The 25,683-nt window shown below is 59.3% G+C and carries 23 protein-coding genes and 1 tRNA gene; 4 read left to right on the top strand and 20 right to left on the bottom strand.

Going from position 1 to position 25,683, the window contains the following annotated elements:
* The first annotated feature begins 104 nt into the window (after positions 1-104).
* Both AC0KVQ_RS02475 and AC0KVQ_RS02470 read left to right on the top strand, forming a co-directional pair.
* A complete protein-coding gene (locus tag AC0KVQ_RS02475; protein WP_473419522.1) occupies positions 105-464 on the top strand; it encodes an Hpt domain-containing protein in 360 nt (119 codons plus the stop codon).
* A 79-nt stretch (positions 465-543) separates the two neighbouring features.
* Complete coding sequence (locus tag AC0KVQ_RS02470) at positions 544-1,794, top strand: GGDEF domain-containing protein (protein WP_473419521.1); 1,251 nt, start codon at positions 544-546, stop codon at positions 1,792-1,794.
* Between the two features lie 336 nt (positions 1,795-2,130).
* Here AC0KVQ_RS02470 and chrA read toward each other — a convergent pair whose 3' ends face one another.
* The 5 genes from chrA to glnK all read right to left on the bottom strand — a co-directional run bounded on the left by chrA (position 2,131) and on the right by glnK (position 6,718).
* Positions 2,131-3,327 carry a chromate efflux transporter gene (gene chrA, locus AC0KVQ_RS02465; RefSeq protein WP_473419520.1) on the bottom strand — a complete coding sequence of 399 codons (1,197 nt, stop codon included), beginning with the start codon at positions 3,325-3,327 and terminating at the stop codon, positions 2,131-2,133.
* Between the two features lie 226 nt (positions 3,328-3,553).
* Positions 3,554-3,630: transfer RNA gene (locus AC0KVQ_RS02460), tRNA-Pro, on the bottom strand.
* A 65-nt stretch (positions 3,631-3,695) separates the two neighbouring features.
* Entirely contained in the window at positions 3,696-4,553 is an 858-nt protein-coding gene (locus AC0KVQ_RS02455) for a dienelactone hydrolase family protein (protein ID WP_473419519.1), read from the bottom strand.
* Positions 4,554-4,914: 361 nt separating this feature from the next.
* Positions 4,915-6,351, bottom strand: coding sequence for an ammonium transporter (locus AC0KVQ_RS02450; protein ID WP_473419518.1), 1,437 nt, complete (start codon positions 6,349-6,351; stop codon positions 4,915-4,917).
* 28 nt (positions 6,352-6,379) lie between these two features.
* Entirely contained in the window at positions 6,380-6,718 is a 339-nt protein-coding gene (glnK, locus tag AC0KVQ_RS02445) for a P-II family nitrogen regulator (protein WP_473419517.1), read from the bottom strand.
* Between the two features lie 300 nt (positions 6,719-7,018).
* Between glnK and argH the strand changes: the two genes are divergently transcribed.
* Positions 7,019-8,404: an argininosuccinate lyase gene (gene argH, locus AC0KVQ_RS02440; protein ID WP_473419516.1), complete on the top strand. Its 1,386-nt coding sequence runs from the start codon at positions 7,019-7,021 to the stop codon at positions 8,402-8,404.
* 63 nt (positions 8,405-8,467) lie between these two features.
* Here argH and AC0KVQ_RS02435 read toward each other — a convergent pair whose 3' ends face one another.
* From AC0KVQ_RS02435 to AC0KVQ_RS02415, 5 genes are all read right to left on the bottom strand, one after another.
* Entirely contained in the window at positions 8,468-8,884 is a 417-nt protein-coding gene (locus tag AC0KVQ_RS02435; RefSeq protein WP_473419515.1) for a glycine zipper 2TM domain-containing protein, read from the bottom strand.
* 107 nt (positions 8,885-8,991) lie between these two features.
* On the bottom strand, positions 8,992-10,521 hold the full coding sequence (locus AC0KVQ_RS02430; protein WP_473419514.1) for a DHA2 family efflux MFS transporter permease subunit: 1,530 nt from the start codon (positions 10,519-10,521) through the stop codon (positions 8,992-8,994).
* 1 nt (position 10,522) lies between these two features.
* Positions 10,523-11,734: an EmrA/EmrK family multidrug efflux transporter periplasmic adaptor subunit gene (locus AC0KVQ_RS02425; protein WP_473419513.1), complete on the bottom strand. Its 1,212-nt coding sequence runs from the start codon at positions 11,732-11,734 to the stop codon at positions 10,523-10,525.
* Positions 11,735-11,736: 2 nt separating this feature from the next.
* On the bottom strand, positions 11,737-13,188 hold the full coding sequence (locus tag AC0KVQ_RS02420) for an efflux transporter outer membrane subunit (RefSeq protein ID WP_473419512.1): 1,452 nt from the start codon (positions 13,186-13,188) through the stop codon (positions 11,737-11,739).
* Positions 13,189-13,279: 91 nt separating this feature from the next.
* On the bottom strand, positions 13,280-13,744 hold the full coding sequence (locus tag AC0KVQ_RS02415; protein WP_473419511.1) for a MarR family winged helix-turn-helix transcriptional regulator: 465 nt from the start codon (positions 13,742-13,744) through the stop codon (positions 13,280-13,282).
* A gap of 131 nt (positions 13,745-13,875) precedes the next feature.
* Between AC0KVQ_RS02415 and cadR the strand changes: the two genes are divergently transcribed.
* Entirely contained in the window at positions 13,876-14,322 is a 447-nt protein-coding gene (cadR, locus tag AC0KVQ_RS02410) for a Cd(II)/Pb(II)-responsive transcriptional regulator (RefSeq protein WP_473419510.1), read from the top strand.
* Positions 14,323-14,671: 349 nt separating this feature from the next.
* Here cadR and ychF read toward each other — a convergent pair whose 3' ends face one another.
* From ychF to AC0KVQ_RS02360, 10 genes are all read right to left on the bottom strand, one after another.
* Positions 14,672-15,763, bottom strand: a complete 1,092-nt coding sequence (ychF, locus tag AC0KVQ_RS02405; protein ID WP_473419509.1) for a redox-regulated ATPase YchF — start codon at positions 15,761-15,763, stop codon at positions 14,672-14,674.
* A 78-nt stretch (positions 15,764-15,841) separates the two neighbouring features.
* On the bottom strand, positions 15,842-16,933 hold the full coding sequence (gene moaC / locus AC0KVQ_RS02400; RefSeq protein WP_473419508.1) for a cyclic pyranopterin monophosphate synthase MoaC: 1,092 nt from the start codon (positions 16,931-16,933) through the stop codon (positions 15,842-15,844).
* Entirely contained in the window at positions 16,930-17,379 is a 450-nt protein-coding gene (gene moaE / locus AC0KVQ_RS02395) for a molybdopterin synthase catalytic subunit MoaE (protein WP_473419507.1), read from the bottom strand. Before moaE ends, moaC begins: the two co-directional genes overlap by 4 nt.
* Before the next feature lie 2 nt (positions 17,380-17,381).
* Positions 17,382-17,642, bottom strand: a complete 261-nt coding sequence (gene moaD, locus AC0KVQ_RS02390) for a molybdopterin converting factor subunit 1 (protein ID WP_473419506.1) — start codon at positions 17,640-17,642, stop codon at positions 17,382-17,384.
* A 1-nt stretch (position 17,643) separates the two neighbouring features.
* The gene (locus AC0KVQ_RS02385; protein ID WP_473419505.1) at positions 17,644-18,840 is read right to left on the bottom strand and encodes a molybdopterin molybdotransferase MoeA; all 1,197 of its coding nucleotides are present in this window, start codon (positions 18,838-18,840) and stop codon (positions 17,644-17,646) included.
* Positions 18,833-19,333, bottom strand: coding sequence for a molybdopterin-guanine dinucleotide biosynthesis protein B (gene mobB, locus AC0KVQ_RS02380; protein WP_473419504.1), 501 nt, complete (start codon positions 19,331-19,333; stop codon positions 18,833-18,835). The genes AC0KVQ_RS02385 and mobB overlap by 8 nt, the downstream gene beginning before the upstream one ends.
* Positions 19,334-19,439: 106 nt before the next feature.
* Entirely contained in the window at positions 19,440-20,693 is a 1,254-nt protein-coding gene (locus AC0KVQ_RS02375) for a 4Fe-4S binding protein (RefSeq protein WP_473419503.1), read from the bottom strand.
* A gap of 104 nt (positions 20,694-20,797) precedes the next feature.
* The gene (locus tag AC0KVQ_RS02370) at positions 20,798-21,928 is read right to left on the bottom strand and encodes an ABC transporter permease (RefSeq protein WP_473419502.1); all 1,131 of its coding nucleotides are present in this window, start codon (positions 21,926-21,928) and stop codon (positions 20,798-20,800) included.
* A gap of 2 nt (positions 21,929-21,930) precedes the next feature.
* Positions 21,931-24,660 carry a ribosome-associated ATPase/putative transporter RbbA gene (rbbA, locus tag AC0KVQ_RS02365; RefSeq protein ID WP_473419501.1) on the bottom strand — a complete coding sequence of 910 codons (2,730 nt, stop codon included), beginning with the start codon at positions 24,658-24,660 and terminating at the stop codon, positions 21,931-21,933.
* A gap of 3 nt (positions 24,661-24,663) precedes the next feature.
* Complete coding sequence (locus AC0KVQ_RS02360) at positions 24,664-25,638, bottom strand: HlyD family secretion protein (RefSeq protein WP_473419500.1); 975 nt, start codon at positions 25,636-25,638, stop codon at positions 24,664-24,666.
* Positions 25,639-25,683: the final 45 nt, after the last annotated feature.

The following is a 25,683-nucleotide window of genomic DNA, read 5'->3' as shown; positions in this document are numbered from 1 at the left end:
CAAGAGGCTCATGGCCTCAGCATTTCCTGGCTTTTGCATGGCGTCCGCCATTGGTTCCGAGACACACCAATATCGATCTGGGGAGGTGATCCCAATCCAAAGACATGCAGAAATATGTGCATTTCCTGCGCAAGTTTGCCGCCACGCATGCTGAAGACACGGATCAGCTGAAGGGGTATCTTGTTTCCGGTGACGTTGCTGCGGCAGAAAATATTATCCACACTATTAAAGGTGTTGCCGGTTCGCTGGGTCTGATAGATATTGCCAGAAACACCAAGGAAATTGACCGGCTATTGCGCCAAGATAACAAGGCGGATCAGGCCCACCGCTGCCTCGATCGCCACATGGCAATACTGGCCGAGTACCGCGATTTTCAACTTCGACGATGCCATGCAGATGATCGAAATACTGCGCAGACAAGCGCAGTCATGAAGCAGTCCTTGCATAGAATCACGGATTCGTAACACCCGAACTGGATATCGCCGGGTATTGCAATCCAGAAATTGGACAATTAACCATAAGGTGGAACCGTTGCAAGCGTCCGTGCAGGCCTTATCACAGTTCGATGCACTCAATATCCTGAGCACACCGGTCTGGATCGTTTTGCCACGAACTCAGGAAATATGCTTTGCCAATTCAGCTGCTTGCGATTTATCGCCCAGGCTAGATCTGACCCATCTGCGGCACGGGCCCTTTTCCGTACATGCCCAGCTTCAGCTCGAAGCCTATCTGCCTGACCTCGCCAAGAAAGAGGTCATCGTCGAAATCTGGACCACGTGGAAGGATGGAAAAAGCCAGCCACTGAGTTGCCGTTTTTCCCTGACCAGTTCGGCAAATGAGCCACTTATCGTCGTCGAGGGAATAACCGGCTCCGTCACGGCGGCTCCCGGGTTTCCAGCTTGCCCAGGCTTATCCTGTTACAAGCAAGGCGATTGCGTTGACTGCAACTTCTATGAGCAACTTTTCCGCACCAGCAGTGTGCCGATGCTCCTGATCGATCCGGCACGCGATGGACGAATCGTTGATGCCAATCTGGCCGCAACCCGGTTTTACGGGTACTCACCAGATGAGATGTGTCTGAAACATACCTGGGAAATCAACGCGATGGGCCGGGATGTCCTGCCCGTGATGCATGAAGTTGCAAAACTGCCAGGTGGGCATAAACCGCTGAGTTTCATGCACAGGTTGGCAGATGGCACCACGCGGCATGTTCAAACCTACGCCGGCCCCGTAGTGCTGGATGGCAAGCGGTTGATGCTCGGCATCATTCATGACATCACCGAACAAAAACGCCTGGAGCAAGAACTGCAGCAGGCGGCATTGAAAGACCCCCTGACCGGCCTGTGGAATCGGCGGCAGTTTCTTCACTTGATCCACACCGCCCATGCACAATCCCTGCGCTACGGCCAGGTTTACAGCCTGCTGCTGATTGATGTGGATTTCTTCAAGGATATCAATGACCGGTACGGCCACCACAAAGGCGACGAAGGATTGATCTTGCTGGCAAGAACCCTGGAATCACGGGTTCGCGACAGTGATGCGGTCTGTCGCTGGGGCGGTGAGGAATTTGTCATCCTGCTTCCCCTGACCAGCCTTGAAGGGGCTGTGCTCATGGCCGAATCGCTTCGGAAAACCATCGAGCAAATCAGCCTGCCGGATTTCCCGCGCCTGACCGTAAGTATCGGGGTTACCCAATGCCTGCCCGATGAAGATACGGATGCGATTTTCAAGCGTGCGGATGAAGCGTTGTATCGCGCAAAGGCCTCTGGACGCAACAGGATCGAATCGCAATAAACTGATGCTATCGCTGGCGTGATGTGGTGCGCATGATTGATTGCCGAATAACGGTTTTATGTCCAAGGCAAAAAACAGCCCACAGATCAAACACGGCAAAGCCAATCTTTAGGGGCACTTTTACCCCCGGTTTTTACGCTTAGAACTTGTTCACGCTCTTGCTGCGAAGCCGTGATCGGGGCTCATGTGCTGCTCAAAACACCGAAAAGGTGCTTTCTGCGAGGCGTCCTCATTTACTCCCTGTACACCCCGGTTTTTGCGCTGTGCCACACCCCGCTGACGGCCTCTCGCGACAGATCATGGTGAGGTTATGCAAGAAACCGAACAATCGCGCCCTCAAACAATCACAACACCAGCCAGCCCGCAGCTCACTACTACCAGCCACGGCGGCCATTTCCAGAACATCAGAGCGATCAGGGCAAGCAGCGCCAGTACAAAATCCTCGGTCTGAAGAATGGCACTATTCCAGACCGGCTGATACAGCGCGGCCAGCAACAGGCCAACCACCGCCGCATTGATGCCAGCCAGAGCCGCCTGGATACGGGTATTGCGGCGCAGTTTTTCCCAGAACGGCAACACCCCGAACACCAGCAGAAAAGAGGGTGCAAAAATCGCCAGCAGGCACAGCGCGGCACCTATCCAGCCAGAGGGCGCCATGCTGCTGGATGCGCCGAGAAAAGCAGAGAAGGTGAACAGCGGGCCAGGAACAGCCTGCGCAGCACCATAGCCAGCCAGAAAGACCTCATTACTGACCCAGCCGGATGGCACTGTTTCGGCCTGCAGTAGCGGCAACACGACATGCCCGCCACCAAACACCAGCGAACCGGTACGGTAGAAAACATCAACCATCGCCACCGTTTGCCCTGGCAAGATAGCCGCCAGCAACGGCAAACCCAGCAGCAACGCAAAAAACAGAATCAGCCAGAACAAGGCCGCCCGATGCCCGATCCGGGGAGGCAAAGGATCGTGGGAAATGGCTTGCTGCGGCTTGAACAGCCAGATTCCGGACAAACCAGCCAATCCGATCACGCCGATCTGCATCCAGGCAGAAGGCAACAGCAGCACCAAACTGGCAGCCCCTGCCATGATGCTCACGCGCAAGACATCCGTGCACAGATTGCGCGCCATTCCCCATACCGCCTGGGCGACCACGGCAACGGCGACCACTTTCAGACCATGCACCACGCCTGGCGACACGACAGCCTGATGATTGGAAATTCCGAGTGCGAACAGAACCAGAAGCAATGCCGATGGCAAGGTGAAGCCTGCCCAGGCCGCCAGCGCCCCGCCATAGCCACAGCGGGACAAACCCAGGGCGATGCCTACCTGGCTGCTGGCCGGGCCCGGCAAAAACTGGCAAAGCGCAACCAGATCAGCATAACTGCGCTCACTGAGCCAGGCACGGCGCTCGACAAATTCATGGCGGAAATAACCCAGATGCGCGATCGGCCCGCCAAATGAAGTCAGGCCAAGCCGCAGGAATATCAGAAAAACCGCCCACGGGTTACGGTCGGATGCAGTTGAATCAGTCATGTGCGCGTATCCCGGATTCCGTGCAGGGGTTGATCAGCGAGGACTACGATAACAAAAAAAGAGGATACCGGCCGGATAAGGTGCGGCATGTAGCGGCCTGCATTTTTTGCGCACGACCGTGTTGCGAAAGATGGCAATTTGCCACTAATTTGCCACCGAGAAAGCCAAAAACAAAAAATGCCGTACAGTGGCTGTACGGCATCTTGTTGATTTTACTCAGGAAACCTGGTCGGGGTGAGAGGATTCGAACCTCCGGCCTCTACGTCCCGAACGTAGCGCTCTACCAGGCTAAGCTACACCCCGTTTGGAGAGAACGCGATTATCCTGTTCGAGGACTTAGCTGTCAAGCGCAGCCACATTGAACCCGATCAAGCCAGTTTTGCTTTCAGGAAGGCAATGGTCCGAGCCCAGGCAAATTCAGCGGTCTGCCGGTCATAGCGGGCTTCGTTGGTATCATTATTGAAGGCGTGATTGACGCCATCGTACATGGACAGTTGATAATCCGTCCCCGCCGCCTTCAGCGCGGCCTCATAGGCAGGAATACCGGCATTGATGCGCTCATCCATGCCCGCGTAATGCAGCAGCACACTGGCCCGAATCTTGGGAACATCAGCAGCAGCGGGTTGACCCCCGTAATAGGCAACAGCCGCGCGCATGTCAGGCGCATTCACAGCCAGCTGGTTGGCCATACTGCCACCCCAGCAAAAACCGACACAGCCCACCTTGCCGGTCGAATCCGTACGCTGTTTCAGGTAATCGACCGACGCCAGATAGTGGGCGAGTGTTTCCTTCATATCCAGTGCAGCAATCATCTCACGCGATTTTTCCATGTCGTCCGGGGTACCACCCACGGGCGCCAGCGCATCCGGCGCCAGGGCAACAAATCCTTCCACTGCCAACCGGCGTGTCACATCTTCGATATGCGGATTGAGGCCACGGTTTTCGTGGATGACGACTACCGTCGGCAACCGGGCCGCGCCCTTGGGCTTGGCCAGATAACCACGCATGGTTTTGCCGGCAGCACCCGGATAGCTGATGGCGCCAGTTTCAAGACGCGCATCTGTCGCCGGAATGGTTTCGGCATGCGCATAATTGTTCTGCAACACAGGCAAGAGTGCGGCAGCACCGGCACTGCCTGCCATGGCTGTCAGCCGATCCATGAAATCCCGACGACTCATGGTGGAGTGGGTGTATTCGTCGTAAAGCTTGATGTATTTCTGTTCCATGGCAAGCTCCTGGCAATCAGGTGAGAGTGATATGAATTATCAATCTAGAACACAAAGCTTGCGACAGCCATCAAGTGCAAATGTTCCTGATCAGTGGCGCAAACTCCAAATGAAACAAAAATGCCCGACCTGAGGGCCGGGCACTTCTAGGCTGCAGACTGCGTGGCAAGCATGCTTTTTCGAGTCCCGGCAAAGCCGGGCCTGATCATGCCATGACTTGATTTTGCAGCCTTTTCGTTTATCCCCCCCTTCCGTCCCCTCCTTGAGGGGATACCTTGCTTTGCAAGTGGAGTTTGTCTCAAACCAAAATGCCCGACCTGACGGCCGGGCATTTCGTTTACAACTTTTACTACTTTGACAATTACTCGACACGTTCGCCGTGTTGGGTAACATCCAGACCTTCGCGTTCTTCTTCTTCCGGAACACGCAGGCCAAGTACGGCATCAACCACTTTCAGGATGATGAAGGTCAGTACACCAGAGTAAACAACGGTGAACAAGGCACCCTTGAGCTGCAGCAGCACGTCGCCTTCAGCACCGCCGATACCCTTCACGGCAAAGACACCTGTCAGGATGGCACCGAGGAAACCGCCCACGCCGTGTACGCCGAAGGCATCCAGCGAATCGTCGTAACCCAGCATGTGCTTGAGGTAAACGGCAGACCAGTAGCAAACCACGCCGGAGATGATACCGATCATCAGCGAGCCGGAAACACCCACGAAACCGGCAGCCGGGGTAATGGCAACCAGACCAGCAACAGCACCGGAAGCGATACCCAGCACGGAAGGCTTGCCCTTGGTGATCCACTCGGCAAACATCCAGGCCAGAGCAGCGGCAGCGGTGGCAACGTGCGTCACCAGCATGGCCATACCGGCACGGCCATCAGCAGCCACGGCGGAACCGGCGTTGAAACCAAACCAGCCCACCCACAGCATCGAGGCACCCACCAGTGTCAGCACCAGGTTGTGCGGCATCATGGCTTCACGGCCATAACCGATACGCTTGCCCATCACCAGACAGCACACCAGACCAGCCACACCGGCGTTGATGTGAACAACCGTACCACCGGCAAAATCCAGCACGCCATCGGCAAACATCCAGCCGGTAGGCTCCCATACCATGTGGGCAATCGGTACATACACCACCAAGAGCCAGATGGTCATGAAAGCCAGCATTGAGGAGAACTTCATGCGCTCGGCGAAGGCACCGGTGATCAGGGCCGGGGTGATGATGGCAAACGTCATCTGGAACAGGGCAAACACCGATTCAGGAATCGTGCCGGCCACGTGCGATACGGTCAGCATGCCATCCTCTTTCATGAAAGCGATGCCGTCCATCATGATGCGCGAGAAGCCACCCAGGAAACCGTTACCCGGGGTAAAGGCCAGGGAGTAGCCGATCACCACCCAGATAATGCTGGCCAAACCGGTGATGGCAAAAGACTGCATCAGGGTAGAAAGCACGTTTTTCTTGCGTGTCATACCGCCGTAGAACAGTGCCAGACCTGGGATGGTCATGAACAGCACCAATGCAGTTGCCACGATCATCCAGGCGGTATCACCGGAATTGATGGTATCGGCCTTGACAAGGGCCGGTGCAGCCGGACCTTCCGCAGCAGCTGGTGCGGAAGCATCGGCTGCCGGTGCAGCTTCCGCTGCGGAGGCGGCATCAGCAACCGGCGCGGCAGCAGATGCCTCGGCTACAGGTGCGCTGGCGACATCAGAAGCATCATCTGCAAAACTGGGCGAACCCAGTGTCATCGCGCCGAACAGCGCGAGCATCGCAAATAATTTTTTCATCTTGAAATTCCCCTTTGTTTTTTTATTGTCAGATGGCCGCGTCGCCGGTTTCACCGGTACGGATGCGGATCACATGCTCAAGACTGGTCACGAAGATCTTGCCATCCCCGATCTTGCCGGTATTGGCGGCCTTTTCGATGGCTTCAATCGTCGATTCGAGCTGATCGTCGGTGATCGCGACTTCCACCTTTACCTTGGGCAGAAAATCAACGACATACTCGGCGCCACGATACAGTTCGGTATGACCTTTCTGACGACCAAAACCCTTTACTTCAGTTACGGTCAAGCCATGCACACCCACTGCCGATAGCGCTTCGCGGACTTCATCCAGCTTGAATGGCTTGATGATCGCGGTTACGAATTTCATGGAAGACTCCTTCGCTGAGATGGATAACAAACACGCACTTCACGACAGCACAAAGTGTGCCAATCAGAAAAACAGCCAAATATCGTCGGTATCGACAGAATCGGCACAGCCCATGCACCAAATTAGCACATGCAATTCTGGTGCACCGAGACAGAATTCCAGATTGGTGCACAAAAATGTCTGGTGCATGCAAACGGCCCCAACCCTGCCTGCGGCGACCACCTGACAGCGCCTTGATGCAGAGCGCGTTTCAGCTGCGTATAATCCGCAGATTTCTCTCAGCACATGCAGGATCTGCCCATGGAAACCAGCAACAAGACTTGGTCCGGTCGCTTCAACGAGCCGGTGAGCGAGCTCGTCAAGCGCTACACGGCATCGGTCACCTTCGACAAGCGCATGGCCGAAGTCGATATCCAGGGCTCACTGGCCCATGCCGCCATGCTCAACAAGGTCGGTGTTCTGTCCAATGAAGATCTGGCCGCGATCCAATCCGGCATGGCAGACATCCTGCAGGATATCCGGGCCGGCAACTTCGACTGGAGCATCGACCTCGAAGACGTACACATGAATATTGAACGCCGGCTTACTGAGAAGATCGGCGATGCCGGCAAGCGCCTGCACACCGGCCGCAGCCGCAACGATCAGGTCGCAACCGATATCCGCCTCTATCTGCGCGGCGCCATCGATGATATCGGCGGCCTGATCAGCGAAGTACAGAAGAGCCTTCTGGAACTGGCGCAAAAACATGTCGCCACAGTGATGCCTGGTTTTACCCATCTGCAGGTCGCACAGCCGGTCACGTTTGGCCACCACATGCTGGCCTACGTGGAAATGCTCGGGCGCGATGCCGAGCGTTTTGTCGATGCACGCAAGCGCGTCAACCGCCTGCCGCTGGGTGCCGCAGCACTGGCCGGCACCACCTACCCGATCGACCGCGAGCTGACTGCCCAGTTGCTGGGTTTTGAAGGCGTATGTGAAAACTCGCTGGATGCGGTATCTGATCGCGATTTCGCCATCGAATTCACAGCCGCCAGCGCGCTGACCATGACACACCTGTCGCGACTGTCGGAAGAACTGATCCTGTGGATGAGCCCGCGCTTTGGCTTCATCGATATTGCCGACCGTTTCTGCACCGGCAGCTCGATCATGCCGCAGAAGAAAAACCCGGACGTGCCCGAACTGGTGCGCGGCAAGACCGGCCGCGTCAATGGCCATCTGGTCGGCCTGCTGACCCTGATGAAAGGCCAGCCGCTGGCTTATAACAAGGATAATCAGGAAGACAAGGAACCGCTGTTCGACACCGTCGACACGCTGACCGATACGCTGCGCATCTACGCCGACATGATGCGCGGTGTGACCGTGAAGCCCGACGCCATGGCCAAAGCCGTGCGCCAGGGCTTCGCCACCGCCACCGACCTGGCTGATTACCTGGTCAAGAAGGGCTTGCCCTTCCGTGATGCGCACGAAGTGGTTGCCCGCGCGGTGCGCTACGCCGAGGAAAACAAGAAGGATCTGGCAGAGTTGCAGGTTGTCGAACTGGCCACGTTCTCGCCGCTGATCACCGCTGATGTGATGGAGGTGCTGACACCGGAAGGCTCACTGGCCAGCCGCAACCATATTGGCGGCACCGCACCCGAGCAGGTCAAGGCCGCGATTGCCCGCTGGAAGAATCGTCTGGGCCTGTAATACTCGGCCGTACCCATAAAACAACGCCCGGGATAACCGGGCGTTGTTGTTTCGTGGAAACAATCAGCGTGCAGTCATATTTCCGCCGATGACACTACCAATCACCGCACCAGCGGCTGTAGCAACAACACGGCCACTGCCCTTGCCGACCTGATTGCCCAGCACGCCACCGGCCACCGCGCCGACCAACTGTCCGACCAGGCGATCTCCGCCCGGTGCAACATAAACCTGGGCAGGCGGTGGAGGCGGCGCATAGTGCACGCTCGGCTCCACATACACCGGGCGATCCTGGTAAACGACGCGATCGCGATAAACCACTCGTGGCTCTTCATAGACATGATGCACAACCACGTGCTTGGCACGCGGCGCATGCCGGTAACGGTGATAGTCATCGTCATCATCATGATGACGCCCACCTGCAAATACCTGGCTGCTCAACAACAAGCCCGCCAGCACAATCGAAATTCCTGTCTTGCTCATGGCATTCCCTCTCAGGGTTCGTAACACGATGGCCCCACTATAGGGATTTGCTGCCGGGCAGGCTGTGAATCGCATCACTGCAGGTTGAACAGGCTCTCACCCCACCATCAATGCGCACCAGCGGTCTGTGCCTTGGCGGCCTTGTGAAATGGCGGCCGTGCCAGCCACAGCACCAGAATCAGGGAAAGGAACAGCAGGCCGAGACCATGACAGATTTCATTGAAGGAAATCTGGTAAGCCTGCTGGGTGATCATACGTTCCAGCAATGCACCTGCACGCTGTATATCTCCGCCACCCAACCGGGCAACTGCTTCCTGGGTAGCCGGATCGAACAGCGAAACTGGCTCGGTCAGGTGGGCATGATGGGTAACGGCACGATTACCCCACAGATAGGTGGTGTACGAAGCTGCAAAGCTACCTGCCAGCGTACGCAGGAATGTCGCCAGACCCGAGCCTGCAGCGATCTCGTTGCCATCCAGATCCGACAGTAGAATGGTCAATACCGGCATGAAGAAGAACGCTACGCCCAACCCCTGGATCAGCTGGATTTCCGCCACCCGTGCAAAATCAACTTCGGTGGTGAAGCCTGAGCGCATGAAGCTGGTCAGCGCCATGAAACCGAACGCGGCAGAGGCCAGCAGGCGCAGATCGATACGGGCCGCGTATTTGCCGACGATCGGAGTCAGCAGTACGGGCAGTATGCCGATGGGTGCGGCTGCCAGTCCGGACCAGACTGCGGTGTAGTGCAACTGTGTCTGCAGCCATTGCGGCACCAGCAGGCCCACCGAAAAGAAGCCACCGTAGGCCAGCATCAACACCAGCGTGCCTGCCGTGAAATTGCGATGACGAAACAGGCGCAAATTCACGATCGGATCTTTTTCCGTCAACTCCCAGATCACGAATACCGTCAGCGCAATCGCCGATATCACCGACGCGGTAACGATATAACTGGAATTGAACCAGTCCTTTTCATTGCCGGTATCCAGCACCAGCTGCAGGGCACCCACGCCGACCACCAGCGTGATCAAGCCGACATAATCCATCTTGGGTGTTTCCAGCCGTTCCGGCTTATGGCGCATCTGGCGCCAGACCGTGATGCAGGAAAAGATGCCAATGGGCACGTTGATAAAGAAAATCCACGGCCAGCTGTAATTGTCGGTAATCCATCCGCCCAGGATCGGCCCGGCAATCGGCGCCACCACCGTCACCGTTGCCAGCAGCGCGAGTGCCTGTGAACGCTTGTTCGGCGGATAGATCGAAATCAGCAATGCCTGCGTGATCGGATACATCGGCCCGGCAACAAATCCCTGCAGGGCACGGAACCCGACCAGACTTCCCATACTGAAAGCTATCCCGCACAACAGGGAAGCAAAGGTAAACAACAAGGTGGCCAGCACGAACAGGCGCACCTCGCCAAAACGCCTTGTCAGCCAGCCCGTGAGCGGCAGGGCAATCGCATTGCTCACGGCAAACGCGGTAATCACCCAGGTACTCTGGTCAGTGCTCACCCCGAGGTTGCCGGCAATCGTCGGCAGGGAAACATTGGCAATCGTGGTATCGAGCACCTGCATGAACGTGGCCAACGCCAGCGCGGTGGTGCACAAACCCAGATTGGCAGGCTTGAATTGCGCTGTCATGTCAACCGCGCTTGCCGGCCGTTGCAGCGGCAAGTTTCGGCTTGGCCGGCTGAGCGGCACCACCGGCATGCTTCTGAATCACACTGGATACCAGATGTTCTGCCTCTTCCAACTGGTTGGCATAGACATCGGTGGCATACACCGCCTGCTTACTGGCCACGTGTGCCAGCGTCGGTCCGCTCTGGTCATGCATATCGACTTCCGCATGCATCGAAAGCCCTATCTTGAGCGGATGTGCGGCCAGTTCCTTGGCATCCAGGGCAATGCGTACCGGCACACGCTGAACGATCTTGATCCAGTTGCCGGTGGCGTTCTGCGCAGGCAGGAGCGAAAAGGCACTGCCGGTTCCCACGCCCAACCCTTCGATCTTGCCGTGGTAGGTGACATCGTCACCGTAAAGATCGGATTTCAGCGTCACCGGCTGGCCGATGCGCATCTGGCGCAGTTGAGTCTCCTTGAAGTTGGCATCGACCCACAACTGATCCAGCGGCACGACTGCCATCAACGGGGCGCCCGGTTGCACACGCTGGCCAAGTTGAACACTGCGTTTGGCCACATGGCCGGCAACCGGTGCCACAAGACTGCTGCGCGCATAATCCAGATAGGCGCGGCGAAGAGCCGCTGCGGCCGCCTTCACTTCAGGGTGGGTCAGCAAAGCCGTGTTGTCGACCATGGCATGGCTGCTGGCCAGTTGCTGGTTGCCGGCAGTCAGCGCACTCTCAGCAGCCGCCAGCGCTTGCTGGGCATGCGCCAATTCTTCGGCTGGAATCGCACCGGTAGCCACCAGACCGCGACGACGCTCGAAATCGGCCTGTGCGCGCACCAATGCAGCACGCTTGGCTTCGACATCGGCTTGCAGACTGCCGACATTGGCATACAGGCCGCGCACCTGACGAACCGTACGTGCCAGGTTGGCCTCGGCCTGCTCCAGGTTCACGCGAGCATCGCTGGTGTCGAGTTCGGCCAGGATCTGCCCTGCCTTGACGAAGCCATTGTCGTCAGTCTGGATACGTACTACGGTGCCGGCCGTCTGGGCGGTAATCTGCACGATATTGCCGTTGGCGTAGGCATCTTCGGTGCTTTCCAGCCAGCGCGCATGCAGATAGTAATAAGCTCCGTACCCCAAACCGGCGAGTGCAATACCTGCGGCCAGTGCGGTCAGCATTTGCTTGCGGCGGCTGCCTGAAGCCTTGTTTTCAGCAATTTGATTCATGGTCAATTTCCTTTTGCCCGGTCAGCACTGACATCAGCCAGCGCCACGGATTCGTTTTCCCGGTAACCACCGCCCAGAGCTTGTACCAGCCCGATCGAAGCATCGATGCGGCGACCTTCAATGGCCGCCAGTTTTTCTTCTGCCTGATGCAGCGATTGCTGCACCATGAGTACCTCAAGATACCCCCCCACGCCGTTGCGATAGCGCTGGGTGGACAACTCCCAGGCCTGCTCGGCACTGGCCAGCGCCCGCTTTTGCGCATCGCGCTGTATCTGCAGCGAACGCAGCTGGCTCAGGTCGGTGGCAACTTCATTGAAAGCGGCAATCAGTACCTTGTTGTATTGCGCCACGGCCAGGTCATACTCGGCATCGCGCCCAGCCAGATTGGCGCGCAAGCGTCCGGCATCGAATAAAGGCAGGGAAATAGCCGGCGTAACAAGACCGAAGCGGCTGGAAGCCTGCAAAAGATCTGCACTGTGCAACGACAACAGGCCAAACGTGGCAGACAGGTTCACGTTCGGAAAGAACTGGGCTTTAGCCGCATCGATACCCCGCAGGGCCGACTGCACGCGCCAGCGTGCAGCAACAATATCCGGGCGACGGCCCAGCAGTTCGGCCGGCAGGTTGTCCGGCAAGGCCAGCGCTGCCACCTTGAGCGACTGCGGGCGCGTGATGGTTGCACCACGATCCGGCCCCTGCCCGAGCAGGGTGGCAAGCCGGATACGGATGGCTTCGATTTGCTGCGCGGTCTGGGCGCCTTTTTGCTCGGCACTGGCCAGCGCGGATTCGGCCTGACGCTGCTGCGCCAGGCTATCGATGCCTGCATCAACCCGCTGCCGGGTGAGGCTCAGCAATTTCTGCGCGCGCTCCAGATCAGCCAGTGCAATGTCGTGCGAGGAAAATGCATAGGCGAGTTCGCTGTAGGCACTGGCGACATGCGTAGACAAGGTCAGCGCCGTGGCCTGGCTATCCACTTCAACTGCCCGTTGCTGTCCCAAAGCAGCTTCCCACGCAGCACGCTGCCCGCCCCACAGATCAAAGGTATAGGCGGCAGTCAGGTTGAGTTGCTTGGCGGAGGTATAGCCGCTCACTGGCTTGGGAAAATCCTCAATCGGTGCAGATGGGAAACTGCCACGCGCATCAAGGCTGGGCCAGCGCGCGGCATCAGCGCCTTGGGTTTGGGCTGCAGCCAGACGCACACGCGCCTCGGCTGCGGCAAGATCGGGATTATCCTTGAGCGCAGCGCGAATCAGCTGATCCAGCTGGGCATCACCAAACTGTTGCCACCAATCCGTGCGTGGCCAGTCGGCCTTGGCCACACCGGCCAAAGCCTGTGAGGAAGCGACACTTTCATCCCCTCGCAGTTTGCCTTGAGGGACCAGGCCACCCATGTCGGCGCAGCCGGTCAGGATCGCCATCAGCGCGATCACACCAGAGAGAGTTCGTAAATACATTGATTGCCTCGGCATTTAATCCGGCCAATCCATCAGGCAACACAGGCCCATGGCTGCACACTGGCAGCCCGATGAATCATCCGGATTGAAATCAGTTTTCCAGTGTCACCCGCACCCGCTTGAGCAGATTCATCAGGGTGATGCGCTCGTCAGTGGATAAATCCCGGAATGCCAGATCGGTCAGCCGTTCGGAGATATTGCGCAACGGTTTGATCAGGGCACGTCCAGCATCGGTCAGGGAAATCTCGACCGCGCGGCGGTCTTCGGCGCAGGCATGACGTTGCACAAAGCCACTGGCCTGCAGCTTGTCCAAAAGTCGGGTCAGCGCGCCGGCATCGTGATCGATGCAACGAGCCAGTTCGGTTGCACTGATTTGTTCGCAAAATGAAAGCACCTTCAGCACGCGGTATTGCGTGAAGCTGATGCCAAGATCATTGCTGGCGAGTTCGCGCTTGAGGTGACGAATCAGATCCATGCGTACCACATGCAGCAACAGGCCAAAACTCTGGTCGATTTCATCCTGTGCTGCCGGGCTGAGTGTGTTTTTAGGTTCCATGCGTCGAATTTTTATTTGCCTAAGCAATTATTGTCAAGGCAACAAAATTACCAACATCGGGAATCATCCTCTACCCTGTAGTTGTTATAGGGATAAAATAATTTTCGCCAATGATTACTGAAGGGAAAAACATGCGTATCGGGGAACTGGCCAAAGCCACAGGCGTGGATATCGAAACCATCCGTTACTACGAAAAATGCGGACTACTGGCCGAGCCCGCCAGGCATGCCAATGGCTACCGCGATTACGCCCATCCTCACCTGGAACGACTGGCCTTCATTCGTCACTGCCGGGCATTGGATATGCCGCTGGCGGACATTCAACGCCTGTTGGATTTTGTTGCTCACCCGGAAGCAGATTGTGATGACATCAATCACCTGATCGACGCGCAATTGGCGCGGGTACACGCCCGACTGGAAAGCATGCGTGCACTGGAACAGCAGCTGAGCGCCTTGCGCAGCCGCTGCAATACACACCATGCGGCCAGCGAATGCGGCATCCTGCATGAGCTGGTAGCAGCCGCTCATGGCGAAGCCTGCGCCTGCCACGCTTCATCAGTACCGCCAGGCAACAGCTGAACTCTTGTTGAGAAGACTGTGGGCCTGCTGCGGGAAAATTACCAACAGCACCCGAATAAACAGAAATATTCACGAAAGCGAAGCATCACAAAAACTTCATGCCAGACTGACATCATGGCCTAGCCATTCTGCACAAGGAGAACACCATGGACTTATTGTCGGTTGGAATCACACTCTATTCGCTTCAGGTCGTCACCAGCGGCATCAGCATCTGGGCACTGGCTCAATCCGGATCACATCCGGAATCGGAAGAATAAGCCAACCTGGAAACACCCCCGAACAAAAGCCCTGCCGTGAAGACCACGACAGGGCTTTTTATTTGGTGTAGCGCAGGGATGGAAGCAGAAAATCAGACGTTGAACAGGAAATTCATCACATCGCCATCCTTGACGATGTATTCCTTGCCTTCGGCGCGCATCTTGCCGGCTTCCTTGGCACCCTGTTCGCCCTTGTAGGCGATGAAATCGTCAAAGCTGATGGTCTGTGCCCGGATGAAGCCCTTTTCGAAATCGGTGTGAATCACGCCGGCGGCCTTCGGTGCGGTATCGCCCTTATGGATGGTCCAGGCGCGTACTTCCTTCACGCCAGCGGTGAAGTAAGTCTGCAGGCCGAGCAGATCGTAAGCTGCGCGGATCAGGCGATTCAGGCCCGGCTCTTCCAGACCCAGCTCAGTCAGGAATTCGGTCTTGTCGGCATCTTCCAGATCGGCGATTTCGGATTCGATTGCGGCACACACCGCCACGACCGGCGCGCCTTCCTTGGCAGCTAGTTCCTTCAGGCGATCCAGGAACGGGTTGTTCTGGAAGCCGTCTTCGGCCACGTTGGCCACATACATCGCCGGCTTGATCGTGAGCAGGCACAGCGGCTTGATGATCAGCTGGTCATCCTCGGACAATTCCAGACTACGCGCCGGCTTGCCTTCGTTCAGGTGCGGGATCACCTTTTCCAGCACGGCCACCAGCTTTTGCGCTTCCTTGTCGCCCGATTTGGCTTTCTTGCCATCGCGCGCCAATGCCTTTTCAGCCGTGGCCAGATCAGCCAGCGCCAGTTCGGTGCCGATCACTTCCACGTCGGCGATCGGATCAACGCGGCCGGCGACGTGCACGATGTTGTCGTTTTCGAAACAACGCACGACGTTGACGATGGCGTCGGTCTCGCGGATGTTGGCCAGGAACTGGTTGCCCAGACCTTCCCCCTTGGAAGCACCGGCGACCAGGCCGGCGATATCGACAAATTCAACGATGGCCGGCACCACGCGCTGCGGGTTGATGATGGCGGAAAGTTGCGTCAGGCGCTGGTCCGGCACTTCAACGATGCCGACATTGGGCTCGATGGTACAGAACGGGTAGTTGGCCGCTTCGATGCCGGCTTTGGTCAGCGCATTGAAAAGCGTGGATTTTCCGACATTGGGCAAGCCGACGATGCCGCATTTGAGACTCATGGGATTCCTTTCACTGCCGCCCGAGTGCGGCCACCTGCAAAAGGCGCGATTTTACCTTGATTACGCGGCATCCGCCCGTCAACTATCACGAGCGGCTTGATCCTCCGCCCGCCAGTGCCCGCTCTTGCCGCCCAGCTTTTCCAGCAGGCGGATGCCGGAAATCGTCATGCCGCGATCCACGGCCTTGAGCATGTCGTAGATGGTCAGCAAGCCGACGCTGACTGCGGTCAGCGCTTCCATTTCCACACCGGTCCGGCCGACCGTTTCGGCTGTGACTTCGCAGATCACGCGGTTGTGTTGCGCATCCACGCTGAACTCGACCTCGATGCGCGTCAGCGGCAAGGGATGGCAGAGCGGAATCAGGTCGGCGGTTTTCTTGGACGCCATGATCGCCGCCACGCGTGCGACTCCAAGCACATCGCCCTTGCTGCTGCCATGTCCGATCTTGGCCAGGGTAGTGGGCAACATGGTGATCTCGCCGCAGGCGCGCGCGATGCGCCGGGTTTCCAGCTTGGCACCGACACCGACCATGTGCGCTTCGCCCTGGGCATTGAAATGGGTCAGGCCTGTGTGATGCGTTGCTGCGGCAGACAGGTTCGCCTCTATCGCGGCCAGGTCTTCCGGCGTATTGAGGTTATCCAGGCTACCGGGGGAAAACTCAACCGCGATGGCACCGAGCGCGGCATACCACTCGCCCAGACGCAACTGATGGCTATCCAGCCGGAGTGTGAGTTCCGGCAATACAGTGCGCCGCATCAGGCAGATGGCGGAATGGTTCTGCTCCGCCCCGGCACGGGCAAACACCAGTTCCGCATTGAAATCCTGCAGCGCCTGCCACAGCCGTGCCAGCAGATCGGTTGGCAGGCTGGGGATATCGCACGGCAGCGCCAGCAGATAATCCGCCTGGGTGGCATGCCACGCAGCCTCGATACCGGCGAGCGGCCCCGGCAGTTCCGGCCGGGTATCAGCAACCACCGGGCAACCCAGCCCCGCATAGGCTTCCAGATTGCGGTTGGCGGAAATCACGATGCGGGTCGGCGGCAGGGATTGCTGTCTGAGCGCATCCAGCACCCAGGCCGCCAGCGGCTTGCCTGCCAGCGGCAGCAATCCCTTGTCCTGTCCACCCATGCGGCGGCCGGCACCGCCAGCCAGAATCACGGCATCAATCATGCTTGCTCCCAGCGCTGGCGCGCGATGTCGTCCGATTCGCGCGCATCCACCCAATGCGCACCCTCTGCGCCATGTTCGCGCTTCCAGAACGGCGCTTCGGTTTTGAGGTAATCCATGATGAAGGCATTGGCTTCATAGGCTGCCGCGCGATGGGCGCTGGCGGTAAGCACCAGAACGATCTGCTCGGCCGGGCCCAGCTTGCCGACGCGGTGGATCACCGTCACCGCCTGCAGTGGCCAACGCTGGGCCGCCTGCTCGACGATACTGGCCAGCGATTTTTCGGTCATGCCAGGGTAGTGTTCCAGCTCCAGCGCACCATCGCCGGTGAGATCGCGCACCTGCCCGACAAAGGCGACAATGGCGCCCACCTCCGATTTTCCAGCCAGCCGGGCATATTCGTCGGCCAAGCTGAAATCCTGCGTCTGCACAAGAATGTGTGGCGTCATCGTCAGCCTCCGGTCACGGGCGGGAAAATCGCCACTTCGGCGTTATCCGGAATTTCGCTGTTGCCGCGCGCCATATCCTGGTTGATCGCCACCCGGAATACCTTGCGACCGCCAAGCTCTTCTGCCCAGACACCACCTCGCGCGGCCAGCCAGCCGGTCAGCGCGGCAACCGTTTGCACCTCTTGCGGCAAGGTCACGTTTTCTTCCGTACAGCCCAGGGTTTCACGCAGGCGGGCAAAATACAGAATCCGGATGGTTTTCATGTCAGCCTCGGATCAAATCGGTCAAGGGCTGGTAGCTTACCTGATCGCCCGGCGCCACGGTTTGCCCCGGCAACACATCGACCAGACCTTCGGCCCAGACCATCGAAGTCAGCACGCCAGAGCCCTGGCTGGGGAACAATTCCACCGCACCTTCTGCATTGAGCCGTGCCCGCAGGAAGTTGCGGCGTTTGTCCGGCTTGGCCCAGGCAAATGCGGCGCGGGCCTGCAGGCCAACCGGCTGCACGGCGACTACACCCTGGCGACGCAACAGGAACGGACGCGCCAGCAACAGGAAGGTGACAAAGGCCGAAACCGGATTGCCGGGCAAGCCGATGAAATCGGCATTGCCGATGCGGCCAAGCGCAAACGGTTTTCCCGGCTTGATGTTGATCTGCCACAGATCGAGCTGCCCCAGCGTTTTCAGTGCCGCTTTGACGTGATCTTCCTCGCCGACCGACACCCCGCCCGAGGTGATCACCACATCATGCCCGGCCGCCGCCTGCGACAAGGCTTCGACCGTGGCAGCGAAATCATCGGGAACGATACCGCAATCCGTCACCTCGCAGCCGAGCGTCTGCAGCAACCCCAACAGGGCATAGCGATTGGAGTTGTAGATCTTGCCCGGCGTCAGCGGCTGGCCCGGCTCGGTCAGTTCGTTGCCAGTGGAGAGCAGCGCCACTTTCAGCGGCACATGCACCTTGAGCGTTGCCACGCCGATCGATGCTGCCAGGCCCAGTGCCTGCGGCGTGAGCCGGCTTCCGGCCGCCAGTACGGTACGGCCAGAGGCAATGTCCTCGCCACGCAGGCGGATGTTCATGCCGGGCTTGACCGGACCGTCCACCGTCAGCAGGCCGGATTCCGTCGTGCAGGCCTCCTGCATCACCACCGCATTGGCGCCGGGCGGAATCGGCGCGCCGGTAAAGATGCGTGCGGCCTCGCCTAGGGCCAGCGCGGCACCCGTTTCGCCGGCAGCAATGCGGCCACTGATGGCGAAGGATGGCGGCAGGGCCTGGAAATCGGCCACATGCAGCGCGTAGCCATCCATGGCGCTGTTGTCGAAACCGGGCACATCGAGCAAGGCGATCACGTCCTCGGCCAGCACGCGCCCCAAGGCGCGGGCCAGCGGCAGGTCTTCGGTCAGGGACGGCAGGCGTGCCGCAGCCAGCAGTTTTTCCAGGGCGATGGCAAGATCAATCATGGCTTTGCAGGTAATCCAGAATGAAAGCGGCTATCGCCGCGGGTTGGTCGAGATCGAAACACGACAGCGTGGTTTGCAGGACATCGGTACTGGCAATCGCAATAATGGCGGGATCATCCGGCGCCAGCAAAGGTTTGCCTGTGGCTGCACGCCAGACTTCGAGTTTGGGAATGGCTTCGCGCTTGAAACCTTCGACCAGCGTCAGATCGGCCGGGGCCAGCCGGGCCAGCTGTTCTGCCAGCGTGGGCTCAGGCATGCCGCGCAATTCATGCACGATGGCAAAACGAAAGGGGGAAGCCACCAGCACCTCGGCGGCACCCGCGGCACGGAAACGCGCGCTGTCTTTTCCCGGTGGCTCCAGCTCCAGATCATGATGCGAATGCTTGATCACATTGACCGTTTTCCCCAGCCGCGCGAATTCCGGCAGCAAACGCTCGATCAGCGTGGTTTTGCCACTGCCGGAATAGCCAACGATACCGAATACCCTGTTCATACCCTGCTTTCACTTTGACTTCGGTTTCAATTGTACGCATCGCCAGCACCGCCACAACCCGCATGTCGTCATGGGCATTTCCAGCTTAATCAAATATCAACAGAGCCTATGGTTTGGCCTTGTCCGCCGAATGCCCCCGCTCTCCATCGGTCGCAGCACCAGCAAACCCGGTCATCTTCGCCACGGCATCCCGGATTTTCTGCGGGCCGAACTCTTCCTCGGTGACACCCAGAAGCGTGCGGATTTCCTTGGCCTTGGTTTCGGGCGGCACCTTGTCCCTGGGCAGATTCAGTTCGGCATAGAGTTTGTCGAGATCGACCTTGAAGGTCGTGGCAATCTCGCTCAGCGTCATATAGCCCTTGATATTGGCCGGATCGAGCTGGCCACCTGCCGCCACAGCCGCTTCAAGCGATGGCGGTACGCTGCGCCAGATACCGGTGAGTTGCGCACCGCCCACCACGCCGACATACAGTGCCAGCCCGATCAACCCCACCACGCCGGCGCTGACCACTTTGCCGCCGATGGTGCTGTGCAGGAAAATCTTGCCTTCGTGGTCGGTGCCAACCTTGCCGGTCGGGCAGGTGGTGACACAACTCATGCAACCAATGCATTCGGCCGACTTCACCAGCTTGATGGTATCGACCGGGATATTGACCGGACACTTGCGGCTGCACAGCTTGCAGTTGATACAAGCCGATTCCTCGCGCTCGATGCGGAACAGGCTGATCTTGCTAAACAGCCCCAGAAACGCACCGAGCGGGCACAGGTACTTGCAGAAAATGCGGTCAACGAATACTGAACCCAGCACTGACAGCAGCAGGATGCTGATGCCAATCGCAAATTCATCCCACAATTCGCCCCAGTTCCAGCCGAAGATGTGGCCATAGGCCGCAAACGGATCATAGGCGCGGATCACCAGCGTGCCGGTCTGCCAGGTGGCCCACAGCGACCAGGCCAGCACACCATATTTCAGGTAACGCAGTGGCTGATCGATTTTTTCCGGCACCTTGATTTCCACCTTGCGCCAGAACTTTTGCCCGACCTTGCGCGCCAGATCCTGCAAGGTGCCGATTGCGCAGATCCAGCCACAGAAATAGCGCCCGACCACGATCACCAGCGCAATCGCACCGCCGAGCAGAATGAAATTGGAAACGTTCAGGCGCTGGATGTATTCCCCACTCGCCAGATACTTGTATAGCGTTTCCAGTGCGCCGAACGGACAGATCGCATCAATCGGTGCCGAGCCGCTGGGCCCTCCGCCCAGCACCTGATGCCGCCAGGCCACGACACTGACCAGCCCGAGAAAACCCAACTGGATCAGCAAGCGATAGTGCTGAACCAGACTTTGCTGTTTACGCATGATTTTTACCCCTGCAGTTTTTTGATGAAGCGCCGGGCGCTCTTTTTTTGACTTCTAGCTATCAACGCCATGGAAACCATTTGGTTGACAGGGGTAAAGAAAAATCAGACCTGCGTTTGTGTCACCGCCTTGCGAAAGCGCTTGAGCGCCAGCCCGAAAAACACGCTGCCCACGCCGACCATGGCGAGCAGATCGGCCCACACCACCGCCAGTCCGGCGCCGCGATAAAGGATGGCCTGCGCCAGGCGAACAAAGTAGGTGGTCGGCGCCAGCAGCATGATCTGCTGCACCAGTTGCGGCATGCTCTCGCGCGGGGTCACGCCGCCGGAGAGCAACTGCAGCGGGATGATGGTGAGGATGATCAACAGACCCAGTTGCGGCATCGAGCGCGCCACCGTACCGAGGAAAATGCCGATTGATGCTGCAGAGAACAGATAGAGCGCGGCGGCCGCCAGAAACAGCGGCAGCGAGCCGGCAATCGGCACCTGCAAGACCTGGCGCACGATCACGGTAAGCGCGAAGGTCACGCCGATCAGTACCGCCAGCCCGTTGGCCCAGATCTTGGCCAGCATGATCTCGACCGGCGCGAGCGGCATCACCAGCAGATGCTCGATCGTGCCGTGCTCGCGCTCTCGGATCAGCGCGGCGCCGACCAGGATGATGGTCAGCATGGTCACGTTGTTGATCACTTCCATCACGCCGCCGAACCAGTGCCCGGTCAGGTTCGGGTTGAAACGCACGCGCGGCGTGAGGCGGATCGGCAACTCGCTGTCCTTGCGCTGGCCGGTAAGGAACTCGCTGATCTCGCTGGTGAAGATCGACTGGATGTAGCTCGCGCCGATGAAGGACTGGCTCATGATCGTGGCATCGATATTGAGCTGCATCTCGGGCTGGCGGCCGGCGAGCAGATCGCGCTGGAAATTGGCGGGGATGATGATGGCAAACGAATAGCGCCCCTTGTCCATTTCCGGGTCGATTTCATGCAGGGCCAGCAAGTCTGGCTGGCGGAAATACGGCGGATAGAGCGCATCGGCCAGCCGGCGCGACAGCGGCGAGTGGTCTTCATCGACGATGGCGACTGGCGCATTGCGCAATTCCATCGATACGCCCTGCGCGGCTTCGTAGATCGCGCCGGAAAACGCCCACACGATCAGCACCAGCAACACCTTGTCCGCCAGCAGGCTGCGCAACTCTTTCAGACCCAGGCGATAGACATGCGCGAGATCGAGCCGCATCGCTATTTCTCCTGCTTGCGTAGCAAGGCGAGGCTCGCCAGCGTCAGCAGAGGCACGAACACCGCCAGCGCCACGAATTGCCCGGCCAGATCGGAAAAACCAAGCGCCTTGGTAAACACGCCCCGGCTGATCACCAGGAAATACGTGGCCGGGAAGAACTGGCCGATCCAGTAACCCGCGCCTTCGAGCGAAGTCACTGGTGTGGTCAGCCCCGCAAACTGCACGGTCGGCAGCATGGTCAGGATCGCAGTGCCGAACAGCGCTGCGATCTGGGTACGGGTGAAGGTCGAAATCAGCAATCCCAGCCCGGTGGTGCTCGCCACGTACAGCAGCGCAGCACACGCCAGCGCGGCGAAACTGCCCTTGAGCGGCACATCGAAAATCAGGATCGCCTGCGCCACCAGCATGAAAAAACTGATCATCGACACGGCGATATAGGGCAACTGCTTGCCAAGCAGGAATTCCAGCCGGCTCACCGGCGTGACATAAAGATTGGTGATCGAGCCGAGTTCCTTCTCGCGCACCACACCCAGCGCCATCAGGATGGCCGGGATAAAGATCAGCAGCAGCGGGATCATCGCCGGCACCATGGAATGGATGCTCTTGAAATCCTGGTTGTAGCGATAGCGGGTTTCCAGTGTGGCCGGTTGCGCCGCCTGCCGGCCCGTAGCTTCGAACACCAGCTCGCTCACATATTGCCGGTGCATGCCCTCGACGTAACCGCGCACCATCTCGCCGCGATACGGCATGGCACCATCGACCCACGCGCCGATTTCCGGCTGCCTCCCCAGGCGCAGATCGCGCCCGAAACCGGCAGGAATCTCGATTGCCAGCGTAACTTCGCCGGTGCGCATGCGCTGGTCGATTTCCTCGTAGCTATTTAAAGGCGGGCGCTCGATGAAATAGCGCGAACCGGCGATATTGTGCACATAGGCCCGGCTTTGCGGGCTCTGGTCGCGATCGAGCACGGCAAAGCGCAAGCCTTCGACATCCATCGAAATGCCGTAGCCCAGCACGAACATCAGCAACACAGAACCCAGCAGGGCAAAGGTCAAGCGGATCGGATCGCGGCGCAACTCCAGCGCTTCGCGCCAGGCATAGCCCAGTAGCCGGCGCAGGCTGAATGCAGCATGGGTCTCGACTGGCCTGGCTGAAGCAGCCGACACAGTAGCAGGTGGTGGCGGGGCCGGGGTCTGCGCGGTTTCACCAGTGGCGGCTTCCAGATAGGCGATAAAGGCTTCTTCGAGCGTGCCGACCTGGCGTGCCGCACACAGACTGGCCGGGGCATCGCTCGCCAGTACCCGCCCGGCATGCATCAGCGAGATGCGGTCGCAACGCTCGGCCTCGTTCATGAAGTGCGTAGAGATGAAGATGGTCACGCCCTGCCCGCGCGAAAGCTCGACCAGCAAGGCCCAGAATTCGTCTCGTGCGATCGGGTCAACGCCGGAAGTCGGTTCATCGAGGATCAAGAGGCGCGGTTCATGCACCACGGCCACGGCCAGCGACAGGCGCTGGCGGATGCCCAGCGGCAGGCCGGCGGCCGGTGCATCGAGAAACTCGCGCAAGCCGAAACGGGCAACCAGTTCATCGGTGCGCGGCCCGATGCGCTCGGGCGGCAGGTGAAACAGCCGCGCATGCAGATCGAGATTCTGGCGCACGCTCAGTTCGCCATAGAGCGAAAACGACTGCGACATGTAGCCGACCTGCTTGCGCGTTTCCAGATCGCCCGCGTCCACCGTCTTGCCGAACAGCTCGGCATCGCCGGCACTGGGCGGCAAAAGGCCGGTGAGCATCTTCATGGTCGTGGTCTTGCCGCAGCCGTTGGAGCCGAGAAAGCCGAAAATCTCGCCGCGTTCGATGCGAAAACTCACCTGATCCACGGCGGTGAAATCGCCAAAGCGCATGGTCAGGCCGTGTGCCTCGATCGCCGGCACGTCGCCATCGCGCTGGCGTGGCGGAATCAGCAACTGGCGGTGCCGCTGCCGCTTCTCTGGCGGCAGCAGATGGATGAACGCGGCTTCCAGCGAGGCCTCGCTCGTGCGCTGCAACAGTTCCTGCGGCGTGCCCGTTCCGATCACGCGGCCGGCATCCATCGCCACCAGCCAGTCAAAACGCGCGGCTTCTTCCATGTAGGCGGTCGCGACCAGCACGCTCATGCCCGGACGCTGCGCGCGGATTTCATCGATCAACGCCCAGAACTGCCGGCGCGACAGCGGATCGACCCCGGTGGTCGGTTCATCCAGGATCAGCAAGTCCGGATCGTGGATCAGCGCACAGCACAGACCCAGCTTCTGCTTCATTCCGCCCGAGAGCTTGGCCGCTGGCCGGTCGCAAAATGGCGCCAGCCCGGTGTGGCCCAGCAGGCTGGCGATGCGCTGTTCGCGCTCGCGCCGGTTCTGGCCGAACAGGCGGGCGAAGAATTCGACATTCTCGAAGACGGAAAGCGTGGGATACAGATTGCGCCCCAGCCCTTGCGGCATGTAGGCGATGCGCGGCTGGATGGCGGCACGGGCATGAGCATCGGCCATATTGCAGCCCAGCGTTTCCACCCTGCCCTGCTGGATTTCGCGTGCGCCAGCCACCAGCGCCAGCAGCGTGGATTTGCCCACGCCATCCGGCCCGATCAGGCCGACCATGCAACCGGCCGGCAGCGCCAGATCCACCGCATCCAGCGCAGCCACGCTGGCGTAACGCTGGCCAACCTGCTCAAGCCAGGCAGCGCAGGCGGTCATGATCTATTTCACCTGCAGATTGGCCGGCCAATCCTGTGCGGGATCGAGCCGCAGATAGGCCATGCCAGGCATGCCGGATTTGACCAGATCGGCATGATCCGCCAGCCAGCCGGCATCGACGCGCAGCTTGACGCGGAACATCAGTTTTTCCCGCTCGCTGCGCGTTTCCACCTCGCGCGGGGTGAACTGGGCACGTGGCGACACGAATGCCACACGGGCAGGAACAGGCAGTGACAAAGCATCGAGCACGATGCGCGCTTCGCGGCCCAGCGCCAGCTTGCCCACTTCCTGGGTAGGCAGATAGACCGTCATGAACACATCGCCCAGATCGAGCAGAGTCAGCACCTTGCCGCCACTGGCAACCACCTCGCCCGGCTCGGCCAGCCGGTACAGCACGCGCCCGCTGATCGGCGCCCTGAGCGTGTTGTCGTCCACACTGGCACGCAGGCTCTGACTTTGCGCGATCGCGGCCTGGATTGCTGCATCGGCTTCGTTTACGCGGATTTGGGCAGCGGCCAGTGCGGCATCGGCGCTTTGCAACGCGCTGCGATCGCCATCGAGTTTCTGGGCAGAGATGAAATTGCGCGCCACCAGTTCCTGCGAGCGCTGCAGCGTCTTTGCAGCCAGCATCCTGTCGCTGGATGCCTTGCGCACGCCGGCCAATGCCTCCTGCCTGGCCGCCTCCGCCTGCTTCACCTGCGCCTCGGCGGCACGCAGTTGTGCGGCAATGCTCTCGGCATCCAGCGTAGCGATAATCTGGCCGCGCTCGACCTGATCACCTTCGCGAGGGGTCAGGCTGACGATGCGGCCAGCCAGCTTGGTCGCCACATCGACTTCGGTGGCTTCTAGCCGGCCATTGCCGGAGACAATCCCTGCCGGTAGTTCATCCTGGCGCAGACGCCAGAGGCCGAACAAGGCCGCTGCGGCCAGCAGCAACGCCAGCAACACGAAAAAGACCAGCCTGGCAGGGCGTGCCATGATTTTCCCGCGGAAAGGTTTCTTTGTTTATTGATAGACCACTGC

It is taken from the genome of Formivibrio sp. oc-25 (assembly GCF_055810895.1).
The sequence above is the reverse complement of the archived record's forward strand: the minus strand, read 5'-3'. Positions and strand labels throughout refer to the sequence as shown.

Bases quoted from the DNA above. Each gene is read 5' to 3' on its own strand.
- AC0KVQ_RS02475 (WP_473419522.1), top strand. From the start codon at position 105: ATGCAGAAATATGTGCATTTCCTGCGCAAGTTTGCCGCCACGCATGCT.
- chrA (WP_473419520.1), bottom strand. From the start codon at position 3,327: ATGACTGATTCAACTGCATCCGACCGTAACCCGTGGGCGGTTTTTCTG.
- AC0KVQ_RS02455 (WP_473419519.1), bottom strand. From the start codon at position 4,553: ATGGAACAGAAATACATCAAGCTTTACGACGAATACACCCACTCCACC.
- AC0KVQ_RS02450 (WP_473419518.1), bottom strand. From the start codon at position 6,351: ATGAAAAAATTATTTGCGATGCTCGCGCTGTTCGGCGCGATGACACTG.
- glnK (WP_473419517.1), bottom strand. From the start codon at position 6,718: ATGAAATTCGTAACCGCGATCATCAAGCCATTCAAGCTGGATGAAGTC.
- argH (WP_473419516.1), top strand. From the start codon at position 7,019: ATGGAAACCAGCAACAAGACTTGGTCCGGTCGCTTCAACGAGCCGGTG.
- AC0KVQ_RS02435 (WP_473419515.1), bottom strand. From the start codon at position 8,884: ATGAGCAAGACAGGAATTTCGATTGTGCTGGCGGGCTTGTTGTTGAGC.
- AC0KVQ_RS02430 (WP_473419514.1), bottom strand. From the start codon at position 10,521: ATGACAGCGCAATTCAAGCCTGCCAATCTGGGTTTGTGCACCACCGCG.
- AC0KVQ_RS02425 (WP_473419513.1), bottom strand. From the start codon at position 11,734: ATGAATCAAATTGCTGAAAACAAGGCTTCAGGCAGCCGCCGCAAGCAA.
- AC0KVQ_RS02420 (WP_473419512.1), bottom strand. From the start codon at position 13,188: ATGTATTTACGAACTCTCTCTGGTGTGATCGCGCTGATGGCGATCCTG.
- AC0KVQ_RS02415 (WP_473419511.1), bottom strand. From the start codon at position 13,744: ATGGAACCTAAAAACACACTCAGCCCGGCAGCACAGGATGAAATCGAC.
- cadR (WP_473419510.1), top strand. From the start codon at position 13,876: ATGCGTATCGGGGAACTGGCCAAAGCCACAGGCGTGGATATCGAAACC.
- ychF (WP_473419509.1), bottom strand. From the start codon at position 15,763: ATGAGTCTCAAATGCGGCATCGTCGGCTTGCCCAATGTCGGAAAATCC.
- moaC (WP_473419508.1), bottom strand. From the start codon at position 16,933: ATGATTGATGCCGTGATTCTGGCTGGCGGTGCCGGCCGCCGCATGGGT.
- moaE (WP_473419507.1), bottom strand. From the start codon at position 17,379: ATGACGCCACACATTCTTGTGCAGACGCAGGATTTCAGCTTGGCCGAC.
- moaD (WP_473419506.1), bottom strand. From the start codon at position 17,642: ATGAAAACCATCCGGATTCTGTATTTTGCCCGCCTGCGTGAAACCCTG.
- AC0KVQ_RS02385 (WP_473419505.1), bottom strand. From the start codon at position 18,840: ATGATTGATCTTGCCATCGCCCTGGAAAAACTGCTGGCTGCGGCACGC.
- mobB (WP_473419504.1), bottom strand. From the start codon at position 19,333: ATGAACAGGGTATTCGGTATCGTTGGCTATTCCGGCAGTGGCAAAACC.
- AC0KVQ_RS02375 (WP_473419503.1), bottom strand. From the start codon at position 20,693: ATGCGTAAACAGCAAAGTCTGGTTCAGCACTATCGCTTGCTGATCCAG.
- AC0KVQ_RS02370 (WP_473419502.1), bottom strand. From the start codon at position 21,928: ATGCGGCTCGATCTCGCGCATGTCTATCGCCTGGGTCTGAAAGAGTTG.
- rbbA (WP_473419501.1), bottom strand. From the start codon at position 24,660: ATGACCGCCTGCGCTGCCTGGCTTGAGCAGGTTGGCCAGCGTTACGCC.
- AC0KVQ_RS02360 (WP_473419500.1), bottom strand. From the start codon at position 25,638: ATGGCACGCCCTGCCAGGCTGGTCTTTTTCGTGTTGCTGGCGTTGCTG.